This is a genomic window from Chlamydia crocodili (genome assembly GCF_018343815.1).
Classification (GTDB): domain Bacteria; phylum Chlamydiota; class Chlamydiia; order Chlamydiales; family Chlamydiaceae; genus Chlamydia; species Chlamydia crocodili.
On sequence record NZ_CP060791.1, the window covers coordinates 847395 to 872713 of the forward strand.

The following is a 25319-nucleotide window of genomic DNA, read 5'->3' on the forward strand; positions in this document are numbered from 1 at the left end:
AGACTTAATAAGTTTATCTTAATAGATTATTGTTGTGTTTCTTTGAGAAAACTATTCTTTCAAAATGCTAATGTGCTCCCAGCTTTTAGATAGTTGCAAAAGGTTGACGAGGAGATATTTCCTTGATAATTGAGAAAGACTTTCAAATGAGAAAAGATCTTGGTTTCATTTCCTATTTTATAAGCGAGAGCATGGCGTGTAATAGGTGTTCCAAGTATTGGCCATGTTCCATTGCTTGCAGTTAATGTCGCCAATATCTGAGGATAATCTCTGTAAATAACAGGGTGATAAGCGATCTGTATTTGCCATAGAGTTGGTAAATGTACATTACGAACCCATTGCATAAATACTCCCACAGGAAGAGTAACATTAAGTAGAGGCTGATTTACAGTAAATTTCCGTGGAAAATCTCCCTGTTCTATAAAGCTTGAGAGCGTAGCTCTAAAAGCTAAAGCTTCTATAAATGGAGCTACAGACAATGCTCGATTTGTTGGACTTAGCTGTAATATGCAACTCAGACAAGCTCCGAGTGTATGGCTATAGAAATATCCTTCAGAAGCTTTGTTTTCTTCTGTATAGAAGTGTTTTGCTGTATGGTCCCCATAATTATATGCTAGTGACCCTGTAGTAACGAAACTATCATTTAGCCAGGGAAGACGCAGCTGCATACCTCCGAAATAGTTTTTCGAGGAGATTTTATTAGATGACGCACGTTCTTTAATATGAGAAATTTGTTGGGAGAATGAAAATGAGATTTTATGATTTATCTTTGTGACAGCAGACGAGGTTGCTGCATAGCCTGCAGATTCCATATGGAATCCACGCACGCCCAGGCGATTGCGTTGATGAATAGTCATTCCCAATCCCTGACCACCGAATTCAAAATGTGAACGAGCGTTTACTGGAGAAGGTAATGTGCGCATTCCTGAGAGTGTAGTATAGACAGATCCCCAAAGGGCATTAGCGACTAGAGCTGATGTATATTTTGGATTGGGAACATAGCCTGTTGGTGTCCAGTCAGCATAAAGTATACGATGAGAAGTATTTGCTGTTAATGCTGATGTGGAATTTGCTGTTGTTGTGTATTCTTCCCAGTAAGTAGACCATATGCCTTGATAACCATAATGAGCTTTTTGATTAATAGCATGAATATTTAGAGAGTCGATATTAATTTTCTTTGTGGCGTTATCACAAAGATAAAGAAGAGGAATTCGCGTGATACCTCTAGAGAGATCCGTATCATCATATGGGCTATGTCCTTCTTCATTAGTCAGTAGAAGATCTCCTGAAACATAGATGGCTGCTGCTGTATTTTCTTGAAAAGAGTCGGTAGAATTTTGTGTAGTTTTTGTTGGATAAATCCATAATTTTGCAGCTTTTGCTTTACTTGTAAGTAATTGAGGGAGGATTAATCCCAGGTTGCTTAGTTGAAGATCGGCAGCTTTATTATTGGTGTCCTTTTCTCTTGTTGTTAAAGTTCCTCCTGTTCCTAAACAAATGATTCCTCCTGTTTGTATAAATTTAAATGTTGCAAGCGCAGCATCATTTTCGATTGCCAGTACTCCGTTTTTAAGCTCTATGGTGTTTTTGCATTTTGAAAATAAATTATTCTCAGTCTTAATAGCATCACTAACTGTAGCCCCTGAAAAGATCACACAGCCTTGGTCTTCAATATTAGGATTAATGATCATATTATTAGAGGTGGGCAACTCGTGTTCAATAGGATCATAGAAAAGAATGTGGTGTCCTAGTTTTGCTCCAAATCGAACAATGCTAGAATTACTACTTCCTATATATATAGAGTTCCTGCGAATTATATCTGTCGGGGTTATAGATAAGTTATTATTGAAAACAATATTTCCCTTATCTGCGGATAGTTCGATACCGCAGCCACTATCCATTACAATTATCGCTCCTCCTAATTGAGAGGAGTTATTTGTAAAATAGACATCATTGCTATTGCGAACTATAAATTTTACACATCTGCAAGCACCTCCGTGAACTGCGGAAGAATTATTATGGAAAGATGTAATTCCTGTATTATTTTCTAAGGTGACATTTCTTGCTGCTATAGCTCCACCAGAAATGTCATTATTTCCTGTTGAAAAGGCTACATTATTTTTAAAGATGATGTTTCCTTGATTACCTGAGAACAGACAATCATAGATTGCAGAGATCGCCCCGCCTGTTCCAGATTGATTATTGACGAATAGCGTATCACCATAGTTATTCGTGCAATTAAAGTGTTCTAGTCGTAAAGCTCCCCCTAGACCAGTATCTGATAAGGATTGATTATCATAAAAAATACAGGAAGATTTATTGTCCGATAGATTAAAGATCTTCGCTGCCATAATTGCCCCACCACTTGCGGAAGTTGAGTTCCTAAGGAAGTAGATAGGTTCTTTATTGTTTTTAATATCAAGGTATCTTGTGTGTATTGCGCCGCCATGATTCGAACGGACTTCTACAGCTGTGCTTCTAGCTAGATTATTTGAGAAAATAATGGACTTATCACTATTCGTGATCTCTAAGTTATTATCGGTATAAATTCCACCTCCTGAACGTGGAGTAATATTGCCAATTAAGATAATTGGTCCTTGAGTATCTTGAATGTAGAGCTTATTACATCTTAAACTAGCTCCTGCTGAGTCATTGGTAATCTGAGAAATAGAAAATATCTCTGGGTAATTTTGTAATGTCAATGAATCCGAGGAGTGCGTTTTTCCCGTTAAGTTTGTTTTCTGTAGCAATAGCTCTATAGATTTGGGGATATATAGAGATTCTACAGAGGTTGTGGGATAGGGAAGAACTATTTCTCTAGCATCTATACTATAAAAATAAGCCAACCATGATGTGGAAAGAATAAGATTGTTAATAAACTTATGTTTCATAGTAAGTTTTCTCAAGTTCTCAATTTGTTAAAATACCACTCTACTCCCGGCGTTTACATAATGGGAGGTTGTGGATGAAGATAGATCCAGTTGGTAGTTCAAGAAAGCAATTATATTGTGTAATAGATGGATAGAGTTTCTTCCTTCAACATGCAAGTTATGACGTGCTACTGGGGATCCTGAGGTTGTCCAGGATCCATTACTTGCCAGTAGTGTTGTGAGGACTTTTGGCTTTTGTCTATAGATTGAGGGCTGATAGGCGAGTTGGAATTCCCAAAGATTTGCTAAATAGGTATCTGAAAGCCAGAAAGTTTGTATTCCTATAGGCAAAGCTATGTCAATCAATGGGTGTTGATTAGAGAATTTTCTAGGAAAATCTCCAGTTTCATTGATTTTCGTTTGCTCTACGCGTACGCCTCTTAGTTGAATAAATGGTGTGAAGTAGTGATTCAAAAAAGCAAGCTTTTCATGAAGATAGCAGCCTATACGTGCACTGAGAGCGTGATCTCTAAATTCCGTTTTGGATTGTTTATTTTGTGTATAAAAACTTTGCATATGATGATCGCCATAACAATAGCTTAGAGAAGCTGTAGTTATAAGGTGTTCATTAAACCAGGGCATTTGCAAAGATAAGCCTAAGAGATAGCTATGAGAGTCAATTTTATTTTTTGATATGTGTTCTTTCATCTTCCCACTTATTTGTGAGAATGTGAGTAAGAACCTACAATTAGTTTCTGAAGAAAGAAGACATTCGCCACTATACCCTAAAGATCTCGAGGAGAATCCTAAAATTGTATCTTTATCTTTTTGATATCTATGCGTTCCTAGTCCTTGACCTTGCAAATAAAAAGACGGGGAAGACTCGTTTATTAATGAAGGATAGAAAGCTGTAGCGCTATAGGCTGTTTGCCAGAGAGTGTTTGCCACCAAATCAGCACGGTGTTGAGGATTGACTGTATATCCTGTTGGCATCCAATTAGCATAAAGATACCTATGTTTTGAGTTTGTCGTATCTAATGATGTTGTGATGGATGGTACTATGATTTCTTCCCAATATGGAGTCCATATGCCTTGATGACCATAATGTTTGTGAGAATTTATTGAGTGAATATCAAAATCGTTAGTTGTGATTAAATTGTTTGGTATTTCAGAGAGATGTAGAAGAGGAACCCTGTCTATGGATTGAGAGAGGTCCACGCTATCATAGGGATCACGATAATATTCATTCCAAAGAGATAAAGAACCCAATATGGAAATCTTTGCATCGGTATTCTCAGTGTATCTACCTGATGATCCTCCTGGATAAATCCAAATAGTTGGAGGACTATTGCTGTTCAAAACTTCCGTAAGGAGAATGGCAACATTTTTTATTTGTAGATTACTGTCTTTTATTGCGTCGCTTTTTTGTTGAGTTTTAATGGTAACATCTCTGCCCAAACAAAAATGTGTATTGTCCTCTGATGTAATTTTATATACTGATAGCCTGGCTCCATTTTCTACAGATATAATACCATGTTTAATTGTCAGTTCATCACCATAGCTAGTTTGAACATTTCTAACGTTTGTAGATAAGTTAGATTGAACCTTAGCGCCTGAAAAAACCACAGCCCCTGTATGCTTGGCTTCAGGGTTAATGATAAAAGAAGTCAAATTTCTAGTATCTATTGTATCGAAAAGGTAAATATGTTGATTTTGAGTGGCGCCTAAAGATAGGGTATGATTAGAGGAGAAAAACATAGCTGATCTCCAGACACCAACTCTATCTATTGCAATGTTGTTATCAAAAATTATATTGCCATGATCAGCTGAGATCTTAGTAGTGCCGTTGTCTGTTTGTCCGTAAAATGCACCTCCCCAACAAGCCGTATTATTGAAAAAGTAGACAGGACCATTATTTTCGATGGTTAAATTCTGATAGGAAAGGGCTCCTCCAGCGTGAGCAGCTGAGTTTCCATCAAATATCAAAGATTGTTTGTTATTTTTGATCGTGATTAGTGAGACACTATTGATAGCTCCGCCATTTCCATTTGCATTAGACGTACCGTTACAAGCAGCGTTACTAAAAAACGTAATAGGCGCATAGTTGTCGGTAATACTTGTAGAAGTAGTAGAGTAAATGGCTCCGCCTTTTCCAGCCTTATTGCTGTTAAATAGGATTTCTCCAGTGTTGCGAGTAAATTCACAGGATTTTGTATAAATCGCTCCTCCGAGTCCATTTATGTGATAACCGCGGTTGTTATCAAATCGCATCGTGGAAGCATTATCGAGAAATTTACATGTTTCTGAAGAACAAATAGCGCCGCCATTTGTTTTAGTTAAGTTAGAGATGAAAAAAAACTCTTTATTATTAAAAGAGGCTTCGAAATTTTTCCCATATACAGCACCTCCGGCGCTGTTCCCGGAAGCATTCTTCTGATTAAAAGCACTATTTTGGTAAAAGATAATACGAGCATTTTTTGATATAATTACATTTTCAGTAGAGGAAATCGCTCCACCATTATTGGTAGCTCTATTATCTCCAAAGAAAATAGGTTGGGTATTGTTTGTAAGATTGCAAGATCTACAACTAATCACACCACCATTATCTACATTAGATTGGCATATAAATACTTTAGGTTGCTTATCATAGGAGATGACAATGTCTTCTGAAGGACTACGCAATACTCCATAATTCTTTTGTAAAGGAGCTTGATTTATAAGAGTTAATGCAAAATCTAAATAATAAAGTTGTTTATGGATCCCCTCAGAAGGTATCATAATGTCGTTGCTATAGATAATGCTGTGAGCACAAGTCGATAAGATGAGAGAATAAAGAAGAGATTTTAGAGACATATCTGAAAAAAAACATAGTTATGATATGGTTTTCCCTCCTATAAAATACTTCTTTTATCTTTGTCTAGAATTTCTATACGAATTTACTGCTGATATTGTAGATATAAAAAGATAAGTACCAGTTTCTTTTGTTGTTAGAATATAAGGCTATTTCTTTAATATTATTCTATAAATGAAGAAGGTTTGTTTTTAGTAAAACAAACCTTCTAATATCGTTTATTTTTAAAAATAAATTAGCAGATTGAGAGCTTCCTAAACTTTATCTTTATAGTTTTAGAAAGAGAGTTTCCCTCCACCCAGTATGTAATGGCTACATGTAGATGAAGAGATATCACATTGATAATCAAAGTTTATATGTAGATGTTTGAATAATCGCGTTTCATTTTTAAGATTTATAGAAAAAGCATGATAGTTCACATCTGTAGGTGAAGAAATCCAAGAGCCGTTATCTGCTACTAATACGGAACCCACTAAAGGTGTTTTTCTTAGGAGTGTTGGTCTATAAGCAACTTCTAATTCCCAAATGGATGGGCAGCATCCATGGAAGGCTAATTTATTATGCAATCCGAAGGGTAGGCTGACATCAACAAGATCATCAGGTGTTACGAAAGTACGTACGCGAGCACCGTCTTCTGTGAAGCTATCTTGTTTTGAGATAAAGGCTTGATAGCGGAAAAATGGAATGATAGTCAAACGATCATTTGTTCTAGCCTTTAAAGGGAAGTAAAAGGAGAGAGCGCTACCTACGGTTTGACTTTCGAATGAGCCATAGCAAGCTCCTAAAAGTTGACGATGAGTATAGTTTAGCTCATGAAGACCTTGGGTATAGAGATAGTTTCCTGATAGGATAAATTTCCCTTTAAAACAATGGATTTCCCAGTAACTTCCTAAGGATAAATAATCTGATGCTACTTCATTATGACCAATATTAGCATTAGCATTGGTATGCTGGGAAGCAAATTTAAAACCAATTTTGTAAAGGGAAGGAGATCCAAAGGAGATACCAGTATAGTATCCTGTACCATCCATATGGAATCCTACTTTTTCCCCGATATCTTGTTGATAAAGACAGAGACCTAAAGCACCACCTTCAATATCAAAATAAAAGGATTTATCACTTAGAGATTCTAAAGATAACCTGGATGCATTCATTCCAGATGTTGCAGCGTAGGTAGATTGCCAAAAGATATTCCCTACAAAATCCCCTTTGCGATCTGTCTTTATTTCGATTTCTTTAGTTGTTGGATTTGTAGAGGTTTGAGTTGCATCATCAGCATATGCATTGCTAAACAGTGCAAGAGTAAGACTTATAGATGTGAAGTATTTCGTTAATTTAGATCCCATATCATTCTCTCGGGGCTTATGTAGATTGCGAACATAATCCCCGTAGTATTTAGAGTATCGTATAATCGAGATGGGGGATTTACTCTAAATAATCTACAGATAATCAAACATTTTGGGAATACATAGATTATATTTTATTCTTTCTAAATGAATGTTTTTATTGTGTATTTTGTGAAGTAGATGTCTGTGTTATTATGAGAATTTAGAAAGTATTAACTTTTACTTCATAAGCGATTTCTGAGATCCCATGCCCTTTTTTCATTTAGGATAGATAATACTTTCTTATAACAAGTTTGGCATTTCTTAAAATTCTAGGGTACTACCTGCTTTTAGATAGTTGCAGAATGTAGAAGAAGAGAAATTCGCTTGGTAATCTAAAAAGACTTTTAGATTTGAGAATAGATAGGTTTCATTGCCTACAGCAAACGCTAGTGCATTACGTGCAACGTGAGTACCTTCGGATTCCCAAGATCCCTTACTTGTTAATAGTGTAGTGCGCAATTCAGGATAGTGTCTATAGATCACAGGATGGTAGGCAAGTTGTAGTTTCCAAGAGGATAGAAGATGTACATCATGTGACCATTGGCAGAGAATCCCCATAGGTAGGGTAACATTATATAGTGGATGAATAACCGCAAAGCTTCTTGCATAATCTCCGATTTCTGAGAAACTAGATAATGATCCTCTAAAGGCCATAGCTTCTATGAATAGAGCACAGTCAAAACCTTCATAAATTGGATTTAGCTCAAATGTGGTGTTGAAAGATGCTGCAAAGCTATGGCTATAGAAATCTCCACGAGAGATTTTGTTCTCTTTTCTATAGTTGTGTTTTGTTTTGTGAGAGCCATAGTTATAAATCAATGTTGTGGTTGTAATTACATCCTTATCAAACCAAGGAAGGCGCAGCTGCATACCCGCAACATAGTTTTTCGAAGAAAGCTTATTTTCTGATTCCTTTTCTTTAAGATGGGCAAAATGCTGAGCAAAGGAAAAAGAGATTCTCTGTTGTGTTTCTTTTACTGAAGATGTGCCTACAGCATATCCTGAGGATTCCATGCGGAATCCAGGTTTCTTCAGACGATTGTCTTGATGAATCGATGTTATCAATCCCTGTCCTTGCAGTTCAAAGATAGCGGGAATTTCCATGATATCAGGAAACGTGCGCATGCTTGACATCGTTGTATAGAAAGTCTCCCAAAGAGCATTAGCAACAAGTACTGTTTGGTATTTTGGATTAGGGAGGTAGTGCGTTGGTGTCCAATCTCCATACAGGTATTTATGATTAGTATTGGCTTTATCTGCTGAGGTACTGTCTGTGACGGTTGTCTTAGCTTCCCATTTTAAAGCCCATAATCCCTGATAACCGTAATGCTCTGTATCATTAATCGCATTGACATTGAGGTTGTCTAAAGTAATTTTCGAAGCCGTATTATCACAAAGATAGAGTAGGGGAATATGATTCCTACCTTGAGATAGATCTAGAGTATCGTAGGGGTTATTGCCTTCTTCATCAGTTAGTGTAAGATTTCCCGATAGGGTGATGGAAGCTGCAGTATTTTCTGCAAATGTTGTTGTGGCCCCAGCTGTTGTTGTAGCTGAAGGATAGATCCATAATTTTGCAGGTTGTGATCCTGAAAGTAGTGAAGGAAGGTTTAGACCAAGATCTGTTATTGTCGCTGTAGCAGTTTTCACACTATCACTTTGTTCTTTTGCTGCGAGAGTTCCTCCGCTTCCAAGGCATAACCTGCCACCGGTTTGCTCAAATTGGTAGGTAGCTATTCCTGCACCATCTTCGATGGCAAGAACCCCATTTTTAAGCTCTACTTTAGTTTTAGATTGTGAAAACAGATTCTTCTCTGTTTTCAGATCTTCGTAGACAGTAGCTCCTGAAAAAACCACACAGCCTTGATGATCGCTATGGGGATTGATGACTATACTAGATCCCGTACCGTCATGTTCTATAGGATCGTAAAAAAGAATAGCTCGGGAGTATTTCGCTCCTAACTCTATTTTAGAGTTATTTCCTACATTTATGGCATTTCTATATATATCCCCACTAACAGGAAGACAAAGGTTATTGCTGAAAGTTACATTGCCGTAATCTGCAGATATAGATAGAGATCCGCTGCTTATAGCTCCGCCTTTTTCTGCAGAATTATCAAGGAAATATATGTCATGATTTTCGCTAATATTTAAAGAGCTACATTGAACAGCTCCTCCTGATCCTGTGGAGGAATTATTTTGGAAAATGATTTTTCCAGAATTTCCAGTAAATCCTAAAGAGTTAGCTGTTATACCGCCTCCATTAGAATTATTTGTTCCGCCTAGATTAGAAGATACATTATTTGAAAAGACGATATTTCCTTGATTGTTAGAAAAAGTACAACCACCGTATGAAGCAATTCCTCCACCTGTTCCTGCACGATTATCAATAAATAAAATGTCTTTAGTATTCTTCGAGCTTTCGAAACTATTTGTTCGTATAGCCCCACCTCTACCCGTATCCCATAGGGATAAGTTACTATAAAAGAGACATGGCGCTTTATTATCTGATAACGTGATGGTATTTGTTGTTTGTATAGCCCCTCCATCAGTAACTGAGGAGTTCATTAAGAAATAAACAGGTTGTTTGTTATTAGTTATTCCAAGTTGGTCTGCTCGTATAGCTCCTGCCAAAGAAAATATACTAGCGTTGATATCGGTAGAGCTATTTCTTGCTGAGTTATTGGAAAATAGAATAAAGCCATTGTTACCAGATATCTGCAATTTATTTGCAAAAAATGTTCCCCCTGCTTTTTGTGTACTGTTGTTTACAAAGATCATAGGGCCTTGCGTATTGCAAATATCTAAGTTGTGACAATCTAAAACAGCGCCTTGTGAAATTGTTAGTTGTGCGGAGGCTATGAGTTTTTGATAACCATCTAAAGTAAGGGAAGTTGCTCCACGTGTATTTCCTAATAAATTTGTCTCCTCCATATAAGCTTCTAAAGAATCAGGGAAAGAGGGAAGACCTAAGGAAGGGATAATGAAGGGGAAAGATAGATCTCTAGCTTCTAAGGAAGTAATAAAGGTTAGAGAAAACAGAGCAAGTAGACGTAGAGAGAGATTGCGCATGAGTATCTTTTTAAGCTTCATAATTAAAATAACCACCTACTTCCTGCATGTATATAATGTGCTGTTGTAGATGAAGATAGGTCGAGTTGGTAGTTCAAGAAAACACGTAAATTAGGGAAAGGATCAATGGAATATTTTCCCTTAGCATGGAAGGCATTTTTCGTTACGGAGGTTGCTGAAGATGTCCATGATCCTTTACTTGCAAGTAAAGTGGTGAGCACCTTCGGTTTATTTCTATAGATTGTTGGCCGATAGGAAAATTCTAATTCCCATGTTGTAGGAATTTTAGAATAAGAAGAACCGGAGATTTCTCCTCCTATAGGCAAGGCTATATTTCTTAGGGGATTTTGATTAGAAAATGTACGCGCATGATCCCCAACTTCTTTTATATTTGTTTGCTCTACTTGTAGAGCAATCATCTGCATGAATGGTGTGATTGAAAAATGAGAAAAAGCATACCATTCGGGTAAAGCCCATCCAAAAACTGCACATAAAGCGTGATTGTAGAACTCAGCTTGTGATTTTTCTTGTCCATGATTGTAAGAGTTTTTCAGATGATGATCTGAATAGCAGTATCTAAAAGATGCTGATGTAATTAAAGACTCATCAAACCAAGGCACATGGTAGGAAAGACTAGCAAGGTAGCTGTGGGAGTTACTTTTATGATTCGTTTGATTTTCTAGAGTTTTCTCAATAACCTGAGCAAAAGATAAAGCGAAGCACTGATTTGTTGCTGATTTTGCTTGCCCTTTTACGGCATAGCCATAAGCTCGAGAAGAAAATCCTGAATTTCCATGTTTATTCTTTTGATGGATATAGAGTCCTAATCCTTCTCCCTCGATAAACATATTTTCTTCGAGATTGCTTTTAGGCATCGATGAGGGAATATTTGCTATAAGGTAGGCAGATTGCCAAAGGAGATTAGGAACAAGATCTCCTTTGTATAAAGGATTTGGTGTGTAGCCTAACGGTGTCCAATCAGCATAGAGATATCTATGTTTAGTATTAGCTGTAGCTGCACTAGCATCGTTTGTTACTGTTGTAATTTCTCCCCAATAGGGAGACCAAAGACCTTGATAACCGTAGTGCTCACCAGGATTTATCGTTTGGATATTCAAATCTGTAGTTGTAATGGGATTGCCAGAAGTCTCGGAAAGGTGTAGCAAAGCTACACCATTGATAGGTTGAGAGAGATCTAAACTGTCGTAAAAATCTTTTTCTTTCCCGTCGTAAAGCTCCACAGAGCCTGTTATCGTGATTTTCGCCGTAGTATTTTCCGTAAAATTACTATTATTTGTATCTGGATAAATCCATATCATCGGAGGTTCAGATTGAGGACTTAAAACTTCCGGAAGATCAATGAGGAGATTTTTTAGCTCTAAAACGCTAGTTTTATCAGAAGAACTTTTCTCTTGTGTTCTAACAACAGTATTTTTCCCTAGAGCTAGGTAGGTAGATTCACTTTGTGTAATTTTATATGCGGAAAGCTGAGCACCGCTCTTTATAGCTAGAGTGCCGTATTTAAGGGTGATTTCTCCAGTATAGCTGGTTTGAAAATTCTCTATGTCATTAGCTAAAGCAGGCTGTACATGCTTTCCTGAAAATACTACGGCCCCTATATGGTAAGCCTCAGGATTGATAGATAAAGTCGTGAGATTAGAGGTATTTATCGTATCATAGAGACATATTTTATAATCTTGGCGAGCTCCTAAGGATAGAGTATGAGAACCCCGAAAATAATTTATGGACCGGCGAAGACGATTGCCTTCATTCATAACGTTATTATCAAAAATAATATCTCCATTATCTGCGGAGATAGTGGTTGTGCCGCTACCGTTTTTTACATATAAAGCAGCCCCTTGATGTGCACTATTATTTAAGAAATATACAGGGCCATTATTTTTGATGGTAAGGTTGGTATAATCTAGTGCTCCTCCGTAAGCAGAAGCCATATTCCCATCGAAGTAAATAGGTCCGGTATTGTTTTCTATAGTAATTTGTGAACTAAGAATACCTCCGCCTTCGGAATATTCATCATTGGCTGTGAAAGGATTCATACCAGATATAGATGCACGATTATTCATAAAAATAATTGTGCCAGTGTTATCTTTGATAGTTGTTGATGTGGTGGCTTGAATAGCCCCACCTTGTCCTCCATTATTAATAAAAGTGATTTTCCCTGAATTATTAGTAATTTCACAAGTTGCTGTATAAATTGCCCCACCAAAACTAGGCATAAACGTAGAGAGATTCCCTTCAAAAAGAATATCAGCAGAGTTGTTGGAAAAAGCACATTTTGTTTCTGCATAGATGGCTCCGCCATACATTTTAGCACTATTGGCAATGAATTCTAAAGATTTCGTGTTGTAAGAAGCTTCGAAGTTCTTTGTAGCTACAGCTCCTCCAAAACAAGTAGAATTCATTGGTGTAGAAAATAAATCTAAAGAGTTGTTTTTAGAAAAAACAACACTAGTGTTTTTGGATATTGAAACATTTTCTACGGCATAAACGGCTCCACCGTTTTGTAAAGCCCTATTTCCTACAAAGAAAATGGTCCCCAGATTGTTCGTTAGATTCAGAGATTTGCAGGTAACCGCGCCCCCCTTATCTCTGTTAGATTGATCAGAGAAGAATTCCGTCTGAAGATAATTCGATATTGACAGATCTTTAGAGACATCTCTCGATAAACGTTTGTCTATCGGAGAATATTCCCTCATAGGAATAGGAAAGTCGAAATGAGAAAGAGAAGAATTATCATCCGTTGTAGAATGCTCTTTTCCGTATCCGTAAGAGCAGAAACAAAGGAACAAAACTAAAGAGAGAGGCGCTAAATACATATCTGAGAAGGTCGTAGAGGATATGGTTTCCCGCTATATAAAGTTTTTTTGGATCTTTGTCTAGTGCCTACTGAAGATATTTACTTTGCTAGCAAAAGGTTAGAGAAAAACAGCTAAATTTTCTGTGGTATTACGGGTAACTTGTGAATTAAAAGAGTGTTGAATGAAGCAGAAGAAAGAGAGAGAAATTCCCCTAGGGCAAAGAAAATTTCTCTCGGTAGGTGTTTAAAATCTTCCTTGCAGTCCTGTCGTGATGCGATGGCCTGCATAAGATTTTTTCGAATCAAATACGTAATCTACGAATCCTGTAGCGTGTTGGGAGAGTTCTACACTGTCATGCATCTGTAGGTAGAATCCATTACGAGGGATTTGTGCTCCCGTTATAGGAATACTCTCACCGTTAGCTAAGATAGTGATTACGTTATGTGGGTTCACTCTATAGACATCAGGCTTATAAGCGAGTTTTAATGTCAGAGTTGAAGGTGCCTTTTTAAATGGTGTGTACCATTCGGAAGTAAATCCAATAGGTAGGGTAATGTTGTGCCCACGACCTCTAGAAAAACTACGTGGTAGCGCACCTTTTTCAGAAAATGCATTTTGCCAACCACCCATAAACTCTGCGGATATAAATCCTGAGAGCTCAAGATCACGAGCAACTTTACGTGTAAGAGTGCACCATGTTAAGAACGGATGTTCTACAGATACGGAAGCATAGTATGTATTGTTATGCCAACGTCCCTTAGACTTTCTGGTTCTTTGCGTGATGGAGTTTAGGTAATTTGTTTTCATATGGTTTACTGCGTAACCATATGAAGCTTCCCAGGAGATGCTCGTTGCAGTATTTTCTGTAACAACGGGGAATTTCCCGAAGAAAGCAACTAAACTGATTTGTTCTGTACTTTGTGCATCGTAAGGTTTGCTCTTTACCTGACCATAAAGCTGACCAAAAGCTAAGCCTACAGAAGCATCATCAGGATAATGGATACCAATAGAGGCTTGATAACCTCCGTATCTTCCTTTAAATCCATCATGTGTCTTCTGTACAGGATGACGGACATAGCTACCGATAGCTTTTGCAGAAACAAGAACACCTTCGTGTTCAGAAAGGAAGGTTTCTTCTAAAGCTTCTGAGAATGCCTGCGTTGCTAAGAAGGAAGTCCATAGGGTATTGGATACAAGTTCTCCACGACGTTCAGGATCTAAAACATAGGGAGCATGGTAGGCGGGATCTGGTCTCCATACAACATAGAGAGTACGATTATTTGTTCCTGTTGGGATGCCGCCATTAGGTGTAGGAGCTAGTAATGGTGTTGTCCATGTAGATGACCACACTCCTTGATAGCCGTAATGTTGAGAAACAGCAAGATCTCCTACGGTGAAGTTCGTTTTTATTGGATCAGTAGCGCTACCGTTATTACTTGTGAAGGTAGCTATAGGAATAGACAATGAGGCTAACAATAAGGGATTATCATAGAGATCTTCGTTATCCTCAGAAACAACATCTAAAGAACCTTCTAATGTAATTGTCTTACTATTAGATGTTGTGACAGTGGCGGTGGTATAATTGGGATTTAGATAAGACTTAACATCAAAACCTAATTTTTTAATGCTAAAGTTTTCTGGAGTAGGCTGATTATTTGTTGTTGTAAGCAAGCCAACAGATGCTCCAGAACCTAAAGTTAGTCTGCCTGTTTCTGCAGTTAAACCAAGAACATTGACTGTAGCATTGTTAGTTACAACAAGTTGACCGTCTTCAATAACAACTTTACCAAATAAGGAAGTTGTAGAGTTTGCTGGGTTTAACTTCTCTGATATGGTAAGTGTCTCTGAAGTGAATTTTACTGATCCAGCAAAGCCAGTAGAGTTGATTTTAATCGTGTCTAAAGTTGTGGGATTTGTAGTTGTGGGACCCTTATTTGTAATAGGATCATGAAAGATTATATTAGATAATCCTGTAGCATTAAGAGAGGTGATTTTACCATCTCCTTCAACTTGGATAGCATTACGTGTTCCTGGACGATTGTCGAGCATATTGCCGATAAAGACCATATCCCCAGAACTTGCTGTTAAACTTAACGTTGAATTTGGAGGATTATTAGTTTCACCAACAGTAGAAGCAACATAAATAGCCCCACCTTTCTCTGCCCTGTTGTTAAAGAACACCATAGGGCCTTTAGAATTTATAGTAAGAGCCTTTGTACAGATAGCTCCACCGTTTCCTTTGGCAGCATTTTTATTTAAATAGGTATTAGAACTAGTTGTAAGATCACATGTAGTCGCATAAATTGCCCCGCCGTCTTTTTCAGCAAGGTTATAATTTATGGCACACTCACCAGTATTATTAGCAAAGCTCACAGACTTTGTTGGTGCGCAAATCGCACCTCCACAACCTGCACCTATAACTTTAGCAGGAGTGGGAGTAGTTGTTAGTAATCCATTTGCTGCAGTGTTTCCCGCTAGGGTAATCGGTCCGGAGTTATTCTTAAAGGTAATCGTTCCGTCATAAATAGCTCCTCCACCACAAGCAGCAAAGTTTTGAGAGAAAGAGATTGCTGCGGAGTTATTCTCAATGTTGCAGGTGGCTGCCGTATCATTAAGGAGAGCTGCTCCGAAGTTTCCGGAGTTGCTATCAAAGGTAATATTACCACGAATTTTCGTAATATCTAATTTTGTCTCTGTACGAATTGCAGAACCGCAAAAACAGTTTACTGTGGTTGAGGCGTTAGGAGTGGTAACGCTAGTAACTACAGGAGTATAGGGGGTTCTGTTATTTGTAACTATTACGGATCTTGAGGAAGTGACTGAGATATTTTTCCCTGAGATAAGGCCATTCTTTCCTGTAGAGACGTTTTCGTTAAGAACAAGCTTAGAAAGATTTGTCAATGTCAGTGCTTCTGTAGCTGAGATTAACGATGAACCTTCTTTTACAGGAGCATGACATTGCGCAAATGTTAGTGAGCGATTTCTTCCGAATATAGTGAAGTTTGTGCTCGATCCTAAGAAAGATGAGGGGAACTTAGCTCCATAGGCATCTTCAATGAAACAATTCGAAGTCAGGTGGAAAGCTTCTCCTATATCATACAAAGGAGGCGTAAGCTTAGCTTGATTTATGGTTTGGGCAGAAACCCACCCCGAGCTGCATAAGCAAGCCAAAAAGCAAAAAGAAGAAGATCTTAAAGAAAGAGGCATGCCTCAACCCTATCGTTAGTAGTATTTAGAATCGAAATTTACTTCCTACATTTATATTGTAGTTGCGTGAGGATCTACGTAATTCGCAACTGCCATGGCTAAAGATTTCAATATTATTGTTCACAGCTGTATGTGTGGATCCTTGCATCAATAAACCATGTCTATCTAGATTTGTTGCAGGTGTTTTCCAGCGGAATCCGTTTGCAAGTAATAAAGTGTCACATCCTGGATTCCTTCTCCATACATCAGGAACGTAGGATATAGCTAAGCTATAAAAATCCGGATGGGAGTGGGAACGCCTATCAATTTTAAATCCACAAGGAATCGCTAAGTTAATCAAACGAGACGAACAGAATGAGCGTGCTTCTGCAAGTTTTTCTCTAAAGGATCCATGTTCAGCATAGCCAAGCTGAACATTCACAAAAGGAACAAATTGATTTAGATGTAATTTAGTGGTTTGTAAAACAATAGGTAAGCTTCCACCTATTTCTCCTAACCAACAATTGTTATCCCAATTGCCATCTTCTTCAGGCATGAAGGTATAGCGTGTTTTCATATCTTCGTTAGTATGGCTGTAGTTAATTCTTGCAGCAAAGGATGTGAAGATAGTGTTGCTTAACGGATGTTTTATGGATAGGTAGGCACTACCTACTATAGCTTGTGATTTTGTTGTGGAGACTACGTAATCTTTAGATTTACCGAATACCTGGGAGAAGGCTACTCCAAATACAGAATCAGAAATTGTTTGTGAATTTGCTCCAATAACGTAGCCCCCGCTAATACGTCGGAAACCATGGGATACGCTGTTGCGATCATGATGGAAGACATTGGAAAGACCAGCCACCCATAAACCCTTACCGTAGCCAAAGCCATCACAGCTTGCTGTAGCTAGGGCATTCATAGAACGTAGGTCTATGAAAGCTCCCCATAAGCTATTAGGAACTAAAGATGCTTGACGTTCAGGACTAGGAATGAATCCTGTTTTTGTCCAAGTGGCTTTTAAGGTTTTCTTTTTATTGGCATCACTACCTGTACCGTCTTCCCATGTAAGTTTCCAAGATCCTTGATAACCGTATTGGGGCTCAGCATCTCCTCTAGGAGTGAGTGTAAGAGCATCTGTAGTAGTTTTATTATCCCCTGCTGTAGAAAGAGAAAGCACTTTGAGAGTAATAGTATCTTTATTGAAAAGATCGTGATTTTCGTAAGCAGTTCCTGAGACATCATCTAGGGATATATGGCCTGTTAATGTAATAGATCCTGCAGTATTTTTTGTTTCAATTTTAGCTCCTTCACCGGGTTGTGTAAGAGAACTAACGTTGATATGGAGATCTTTTATTGAGATGGTTCCGTTAGCATTATCTTGATTGGTGGGAGCTGCGGCACCGCCTGCTCCAGCACCACCTCCACCACCTCCCGCGGCAGCAGCAGTTGTGTGAGAATGCTCTGTAATTGCTAGGGTAGTTCCATTATCCATTAAGAGAATAGAATCAGCTTCTTGTTCAAAGGAAACAACGGATAGGTTTGCTTTATCAGCTAAAACAAGTTTCCCGCCACCTAGAACCACTTTTTGATAGATAGTTGACTCAAAATTCTTTGTGTCCGTCGCAGAAGTTACATGGGCTCCAGAGAATAGTACGGTTCCGATGTAGTTAGTAAAAGGAGTATTCTGTTGTCTATCTTGGTTGATAGTTAGAGTATTATTGCCGTTAGGAGCTGTTTCTGGAAGTGTAGTCACAATAGGATCATAAAAACAGAGTTTATGATCTCCAGAGGCCGCTAATAATGTAATGGTTGCTCCCTTTTCTAAGTTGATGGCATTTCTTGTGGTAGTACTGCCATCATTTTTTAGATTTTCATAGAAAATCATATCCCCATAATCAGCAGATAAGCTTAGAGTTCCTCCAGAGGGGATATAGATGGCACCACCATCTTTTGAGATGTTGTTTGTAAACACCGTTTTTCCTGAAGAGGTAATGCTGACTTTTTCTCCATAAATAGCTCCACCTGCGGTTGCAGCGAAGTTATTAGCAAAGAAGATTTCGTTTTGATTGCTTATAGTTAATCCTGTGAACTCTGGAGAGGTGGGAGCAGGAGGTGTTGTAGTCTGTTTTATACAGAAAATAGCCCCACCTTGTCCTAATACTTCATTATTATCAGCAACTTCAGGAGATGCAGAGTTATTCTGCATGAGTAATTGTGCGTTATTTGTGAAGTTGATGTTCCCTTTGGAATAAATAGCTCCACCGGATTTCGCATTATTCGCGTCAAATTGTATGGCACCATTTCCTGAAAAACTGACGACAGTATTTACTGGTCCGTTTGCTGGAGGAGGAGGACTTCCTGCTGTAGTGGGATCAACCGAATGAATAGCACCGCCAAGTTTCTCAGCAGAGTTTGATCTGAAGAGAATAGAAGGGCATTGTGTAACATCTAGACTTTTAGATGCACCGATAGCTCCGCCGTTTGCACCGACGTTGCTAAGGAATTGCATAGATTTTTTGATATTGCTAATTCCTACTACTTGTGCCCATAGAGCACCACCATTATCTGCAGCGCTATTATTTTTAAATATCAGATTCTGAATATTCTGTAGAAATACAGGAGCTTTGGAGTATAACGCCCCGCCTTTTGGATTCGTTGGAGTATTTGCAGGAGTGGTACGAGCCATTAAGGCTACGCAGTTAGAAAACGACAGGGTATTCATCCCCGTAATCGTATAAGGGAACGATTCGGGAGTTGTTGCCGGAATAGAGCTTAGGGCAGCACCGTTTACCGATGTGCGCAGGTTTGTAAATGTTAGATTATGGTTTTTACCCACAATTGTCATGGGCCCAACGGAGTTGAAAAAACAACTTGAAGGTGTTGCTACCATTGAATTGTCAAGATTTAAAAGATTCAGATTTCCTGACAATATCGCCGTAGTTCCCTCAGCATTTGATGTAATCGTATAGGGAAACATTTCTCTAAGGTTACCATCGTAAGTTCCGTTAGGAACTACGATTTCCAAAGAAAAGGCTTGGAATGAACAAGGAAGTGTTAGCGTTGTTGAAATTAGAAACTTACGGAGAGACGCTTTCATTTGCTCAAGAGGATGCAACAAGATTGATTTTGCTAATAAATAAAAAGTATTAAAAGATCAATAGGATAGGAAAGCATTTCAATGAAATGCTTAGCATTAAAAGCTTTATATTGTTTGATAATCTATTGTGTAGATGGGAGTTTTTATTGATTTTCTCTCTGTGAGAATGATCATTACATGAGAGATTCTTCCGAAAATATTGCAAGTTGAGCCATAGAAGAAATTCAGAAATTTTTTTATAAAAAATTTTTCTGAATTTCTTAAGATGTCATGCTTTTTAAATGTTATGTCTTAAAATAAGAACTGACTACCGATATCTCCTAAATAGTATTGTGAAGATTTGCGTATCTCTGCACAGCATTTTGAAAATAGCGTAATGTTATCTAAGATTGCACAATGCATCGACAATTGCGCTGCTAGTGCTTGCCTTGAGAGATTTGTTCCTGAAGTTTTCCATGTAGCAAAAGGTGCGTAGGTGGAGGTAATTGTAGAACATGGATTTTGTCGGAATAGATCTGCAATGAAGGCTACAGATGTCGAATAGAAAATAGGCCAACGCGAGTTATGTCCTTCCAAACGTATACCGATAGGTAGAGAGACATTTCCTAATTTACTACTGGTAATTTCATGTTTTTTCTCTCCTTCTTCTTTAAATTTCCTTTGATAGGCATAGACACCTTGAAGATTCATAAAGGGAAGGATGTGATGGAAGATATTATGCTCTTCGTGGAAATCAAAGGATAGAGAAGATCCTAGTTCAGCACCTACACAATGGGTATTCCAATACCCATGAGTAATTTCTGAAGATTTTCGTGTTATCGTGAGTTTATTTTTACTATGGCTGTACGTTGCTTGAAGATTTAAAATTAATGGGAGATCTGAAGAAATCTTGGATAAGAATTCAGGACGAGCAAACAGGTTCCCTAAAGACCAATTTAGGATAGGTTTTATAGGTGTGCTATGCTGCAAATATGCAGATCCTGCGAGAATATTTTCACGATTTTTTGCTAAAGAGGCATCTTTAGAAACCCCGAACATTTGGAAAAAGCCTATGCTAAAAATATCCTTAGAGGGAGTTTGTTGTGATAGCCCTAAAGCATAGCCTCCGCTGGTATGACGGAAGCCGTGGTTATCTTTATGATGATCTTTATGGAAATAATTAGAGATTTCTGAAACCCATAAGCCATTGCGATATAAGCTGCCATCAGAAACGGTGTCCATAAGGTTATGGATACCGCGGATATCTACGAAAGCATTCCACAGACTATTGGGGACTAAGGAATTTCCCTGGGAATCAATCAGACGTGGTCGATAATGTTTAGGTGTCCAGACAAGATGAGCAATTTTTTCTGCATTCGTTCTTGAACGTGTATTTATTGGTTTCGGTGCTTGTTCTAACCATTCGAGTTTCCAAGATCCTTGATACCCATAGGGATCCATTGAAACATTAATACGATTAACTTCTGTATGTGCAAGATCTAATTCACGAGTTTCAATTTTAATTAGGGGAATTTTTACAGATTTTGCTAACTCTATATTTTCATAGAAATCTTCATCTTGAATATCGATATTCATAGATCCCGATAGAGATATTTTCTTATCTCCTGATAGAATTAAAATCTGCCCCGGTTGTCGATATGATAAGGAATGAAACTTTATTTTCGGATCTTTTGGTTTCGGATTTAAAATAGAAAGTTTCACAGGAATAGTAATATTTAAAAGTTCAGCGTTTCCGTGTACTCTAAGCATGGTACTTTGGTCTAGAATAAATGTTGTGTCAGGACGTTGAATAAAGTTCAAAACTCCAAGAATGGCACCTGAACTTAAGTCTAGAGTGCCTCCTGCTAGTATTACATCCTGTAAAATTCTAGACATATTTATGGAAGCCAGTGAAGAACAAGTATGAGTACATGCCCCTGAAGAGAAAAACACTGTGCCCTTATAGATGGCCCCGCCTGTTATTTGATTGATTAGGAGGGGAACATCAGAAGAAGACGTGGCAGTAATAGCATCATAGAATTTAATGATTTTCCCTTCAGCAGCACCTATATAGCTAATAAATGCATCATTTTCTAAATGAATAGCATTTCTTTCAATATGGCCGCCATGACCGCCTCTTATTGTCCTATTTCCCTCGAAGATAATATCTCCTTCCTCAGCAAATAAAGAAAGCTCTCCATTAGGAGCAATGGCAATAGCGCCCCCGGCGGGTCTTGAGTTGACATCTCCTGAAGCTGTATTATTAAGAAATAGAGTGGGGCCCATAGCGGTTAGACGCATTTGTTTAGCATAAATAGCTCCACCACCCTGAACGGATGTATTATTAGAAAATGTTATCCCGCGATTTCTATGAAATGATAAGGAACATGTGTTTCGTGATCCTGGAGTAGGTATACAATGGATAGCACCCCCTTTATCTGATGAGTAACACTCTGAGAAGATGATCTGATCATTGGATCTAAACATTAAAGATCCTTTAGATCTGATTGCGCTTTTCCCTGTTCTTAAGTTGTTAGATTCTAAAAACGCAAGCTTGGAGAAGCATGATAAGGTAAGGAAGGTTCCCGCAGAATTGCAAATCATTTTCCCTTCGGCTGTAGTGGTAATTTTATCGAAGGTTAAATTTCGGTTATTGCCATTAAAGATTAGGTCTCCTTTGGTATTTTTAAAACAGCTACTATTTTCAGGTTTAGTAACGGCGACATTTTGTATTAAAATATTGTCGGATAAGATGTAGGTTGTTCCTTCGTCATTGTCAGAAGCTTTAATAGAAAAAGCCGCATTGTTTATGCCGTTAAAATTATCAGCAGAGGTGAGTGTTTTTAACACAGCAGAGTATGCTGGTGAAAAACACAAACAGGACATAGCACAGCAGCAAAAAATCCATGGGTTAGGTCTTTGCGTCATATGGTATAAAAGTATATTTTTAGAATGTTTTTTTTGCTTAGGGGAGGGAAATGAGAAAAAGCCTTTCCTCACATAGAAAAATTTCTGAAATTAATCAAGATTAATAGGGGATGTTTTTCTAAAGATATTTATATCTAAAGGATTAGAGCAGATAGATTTTTCATGAATATATTTCCCCTGCTCCTATAGAGCAGAGGAAATCCTTTAGAAATGGATAGAGCTACCTGCATTAGCGTGATAGCTTCTTGCAGATTTACGTAGCTCGATACTTCCTTGAGCAAATAGCTGGATATATGAGGTTAGGGCATAATCTCCAGCACCTTGGAATCTTGCTGCATGTCTTTGTAGATTTGTGGCGGTTGTTATCCATGGTGTAGCAACAACATTCGTTACAATTGGTGTTGTTGTATTTTTAGGATTATGACGGTAAGCATCACCTACATAAGCTGCAGAGAGTTCGTAATGGAGATCTTTAGATACAGAATCTCCATAAACTTTCAGCCCTAAAGGTATAGAGATATTTGTCAAATAGGTATGATCAAAAGCTCTACGTCTTAAGCCTTTTTCATGGAATCCTTTTTGATATACGTAGACACTTTGTACTTTTACAAACGGCGATGCCATTTGGATAATGCCATCTTTACTCTGTATAGGAATAGCTATAGATGTACCAATATCTCCAGAGTAACAATGGTTTTCCCAAGAGCTGTTTGTTTGTGTAGCATCGAGGTATTTTATTTTCATGGAGTTGTCTCCGTAAAAATAACCAAATTGTGCTTGGAAGGTTACTGGAAAATCATCAGTTATCTGTTTTAAAATTTTTGGTCTGAATACGGACGTTCCTGCAAGGAATTTTAAAATAGGTAATAGCTCTGTGTCATATTGTGTATACAAAGATCCTGAAAGAATTTTCTCATGAATCCTTGCACCTGCGTAATCTTTAGCTCTTCCAAATAGCTGGCAAAAACCAAAGCTGAATTTAAAACCATGAAGGGATTGAGAGCTTGTTCCTACAGCATAGCCAGAGCTGAAATTTCTGAACTTGCGATTCTTATCTGTTTTCTTACCTTTTAAGAAGTTAGATAATCCTGCACCCCAGATGTCCTTGCCCTGTGCGGAATTTGCTTCTCCTTCAATTAAACGTTGGATAGCAGCAACATCAGAAACCATTCCCCACAAGCTATTAGGAACTAAAGAGGTGTAGCTTTGTGTATCTCCAGGAGTGGGGAGGTAACCTTGGGGTTGCCAACCTAAGGTGGCTACTTTTTCAGTTGGTTGACCTGAGCCTCCAGATGGAACATCTGCCCAGGTCAATTGCCACACACCCTGATAACCTAGGTGTGAGGAGATATCTTGATTAGGTGTGTTAGGGCTGTCGGTAATAGTGACACTTCCCTGTGCTGATATTTTTATGAATTCTTTATTAAGCTGTTTAGCAAGATCTGGATTTTCATAAAATTTAGGATCAGAAACAGCAAGTGTGATAGCTCCTGTAACTTTGACAGTTCCGGTACTTCCTGTAGTACTAACTCTTGCAAAATCTGGTGAATTTACATTTGTAACTCCTATCCATAGGTTTTTCAAATCTATTGAATCGGATACCTGTAATTGCGTGTTTTGTTCTAATACAACTGTTGAAGTAGTATCTTTTTGAGAGAAAGATTTTGCAGAAAATAGAGCTCCATCTTCTAGGACAAGTGTTCCAGCAGCTAGTTCTACAGGTTGTTTTAAGCTAGAGGCATTAGTTAATGCTTTAGTCTTCGATGTATTTTGCTTTTTACCTGAGAAAACTATAGTGCCTTCATAAAGTCTAGGTACTGGTTGAACAGCTGCTGCGGATCTCACAGTTGGTGTTGAAGAACCTCCGCGAGAGGGAGCAGGCTGTGTAACCGGACCGTTGATTATTAATTTATCAGAAACATCTGTACCGTTTGATGTAATTGGGTCATAGAAGATTATAGAGCGACCTTTTAAAGCACATAAATCTCCAAATTTAGCAGTAGATCCAAGATCTATAGCATTGGGCGTATTGTCTTTTGCTGTATTTCCCTCAAAGATAATATCGCCCCCCTCTGCTGATAAGTAAATTGTACCTCCATCAGCAATAGCAATGGCGCCACCCTTCTCTTTAGCGGTATTATTAGTAAATAATGTCTGACCAGTAGCGGTAATGATTAAATCATGAGCATAGATCGCCCCACCACATTTATCAGACGAATTGCCTGAAAATGTTAGACTATCATTACCACCGAAGGTGAATGTATTTTGAGCTGCTTGTTGTGCTCCAGAACCTGGAACATCGGGGGCTGGAGCAGGACCACTAGGGCTACCAGGACTCCCACTACCTCCGGGAGGTTGTGTTGGTGCAGTGGAAGACGAGAGAATAGGAGTATTTGGTAGTGCAATTGTTGTTGGGGGCGTAGTTACAGTTGTTATGGGAGATGGTTGTGGCTGTGGCTGAGGTTGCGGAGGAGGAGAGACTGGTGGAGAAACGGTTGCTGCTTTATAACAAATTGCTCCACCATTTTCTTCGGAATGATTATTTGAAAACGTAACGTTTCCGTTGTTAATTACTTTAAGTGAGGATCCTTCACAATAAATAGCTCCCTTACCTGTAGAAACAGAAGATCCTGGAGAATTGGAGAAAGTAAGATTAGTAAGATTGGTTAACTGTAGTGTTGTTCCAGATGCTGTGTTGCTAATGGCAGCACCCTTTGCTGTTAGGGAGATATTTTCAAATGTGAGTGAGTGAGTGGCTCCTGAAAAAGTTAAATCTCCAGCAGTATTACTGAAGCAGCTTCCTTCATTAGTTTTACTCCCAGATGCTGGTTGTGGAGGAGGCGTAGGAGTAAGTGTTGTAATATTCGTGAAAGAAATATCAGTAGTTAGGCTATAAGTTGTCCCTGCCGCATTACTTGTTGCTTTCGATGTGAATTCTTTTGGTGGATTCACAGACCCATCGAAACCTTCAGTTAGCTCAGTGATGGTTTTACTAGCTCCTGCTGCGGGAACATTTTGCGGAACTGCTGGGGATACTGAGGCATTCTCAGCAAATGCTATGTGGGTGGATAGCAAGGATGACGAGAGTAAAAACCCATAAACAGAGAGTTTCATGAAGGTATCTTG

General features: G+C 38.3%; 9 protein-coding genes. All 9 read right to left on the reverse strand.

The window, feature by feature from the left end; genetic code table 11:
- Positions 1–59: 59 nt before the first annotated feature.
- The 9 genes from H9Q19_RS03825 to H9Q19_RS03865 all read right to left on the reverse strand — a co-directional run bounded on the left by H9Q19_RS03825 (position 60) and on the right by H9Q19_RS03865 (position 25307).
- On the reverse strand, positions 60–2891 hold the full coding sequence (locus H9Q19_RS03825; RefSeq protein WP_213240464.1) for a polymorphic outer membrane protein middle domain-containing protein: 2832 nt from the start codon (positions 2889–2891) through the stop codon (positions 60–62).
- Positions 2892–2918: 27 nt separating this feature from the next.
- Entirely contained in the window at positions 2919–5648 is a 2730-nt protein-coding gene (locus H9Q19_RS03830) for a polymorphic outer membrane protein middle domain-containing protein (protein WP_213240467.1), read from the reverse strand.
- A gap of 348 nt (positions 5649–5996) precedes the next feature.
- A complete protein-coding gene (locus H9Q19_RS03835) occupies positions 5997–7067 on the reverse strand; it encodes an autotransporter outer membrane beta-barrel domain-containing protein (protein WP_213240469.1) in 1071 nt (356 codons plus the stop codon).
- A 303-nt stretch (positions 7068–7370) separates the two neighbouring features.
- On the reverse strand, positions 7371–10202 hold the full coding sequence (locus H9Q19_RS03840) for a polymorphic outer membrane protein middle domain-containing protein (protein WP_213240471.1): 2832 nt from the start codon (positions 10200–10202) through the stop codon (positions 7371–7373).
- A 2-nt stretch (positions 10203–10204) separates the two neighbouring features.
- Positions 10205–13018, reverse strand: coding sequence for a polymorphic outer membrane protein middle domain-containing protein (locus tag H9Q19_RS03845; protein WP_213240473.1), 2814 nt, complete (start codon positions 13016–13018; stop codon positions 10205–10207).
- A gap of 225 nt (positions 13019–13243) precedes the next feature.
- Complete coding sequence (locus H9Q19_RS03850) at positions 13244–16207, reverse strand: polymorphic outer membrane protein middle domain-containing protein (protein ID WP_213240475.1); 2964 nt, start codon at positions 16205–16207, stop codon at positions 13244–13246.
- A gap of 25 nt (positions 16208–16232) precedes the next feature.
- Positions 16233–19286, reverse strand: coding sequence for a polymorphic outer membrane protein middle domain-containing protein (locus H9Q19_RS03855; RefSeq protein ID WP_213240477.1), 3054 nt, complete (start codon positions 19284–19286; stop codon positions 16233–16235).
- Positions 19287–19577: 291 nt separating this feature from the next.
- Positions 19578–22142, reverse strand: a complete 2565-nt coding sequence (locus H9Q19_RS03860; protein WP_249324531.1) for a polymorphic outer membrane protein middle domain-containing protein — start codon at positions 22140–22142, stop codon at positions 19578–19580.
- Between the two features lie 255 nt (positions 22143–22397).
- A complete protein-coding gene (locus tag H9Q19_RS03865; protein ID WP_213240481.1) occupies positions 22398–25307 on the reverse strand; it encodes a polymorphic outer membrane protein middle domain-containing protein in 2910 nt (969 codons plus the stop codon).
- Positions 25308–25319 lie beyond the last annotated feature (12 nt).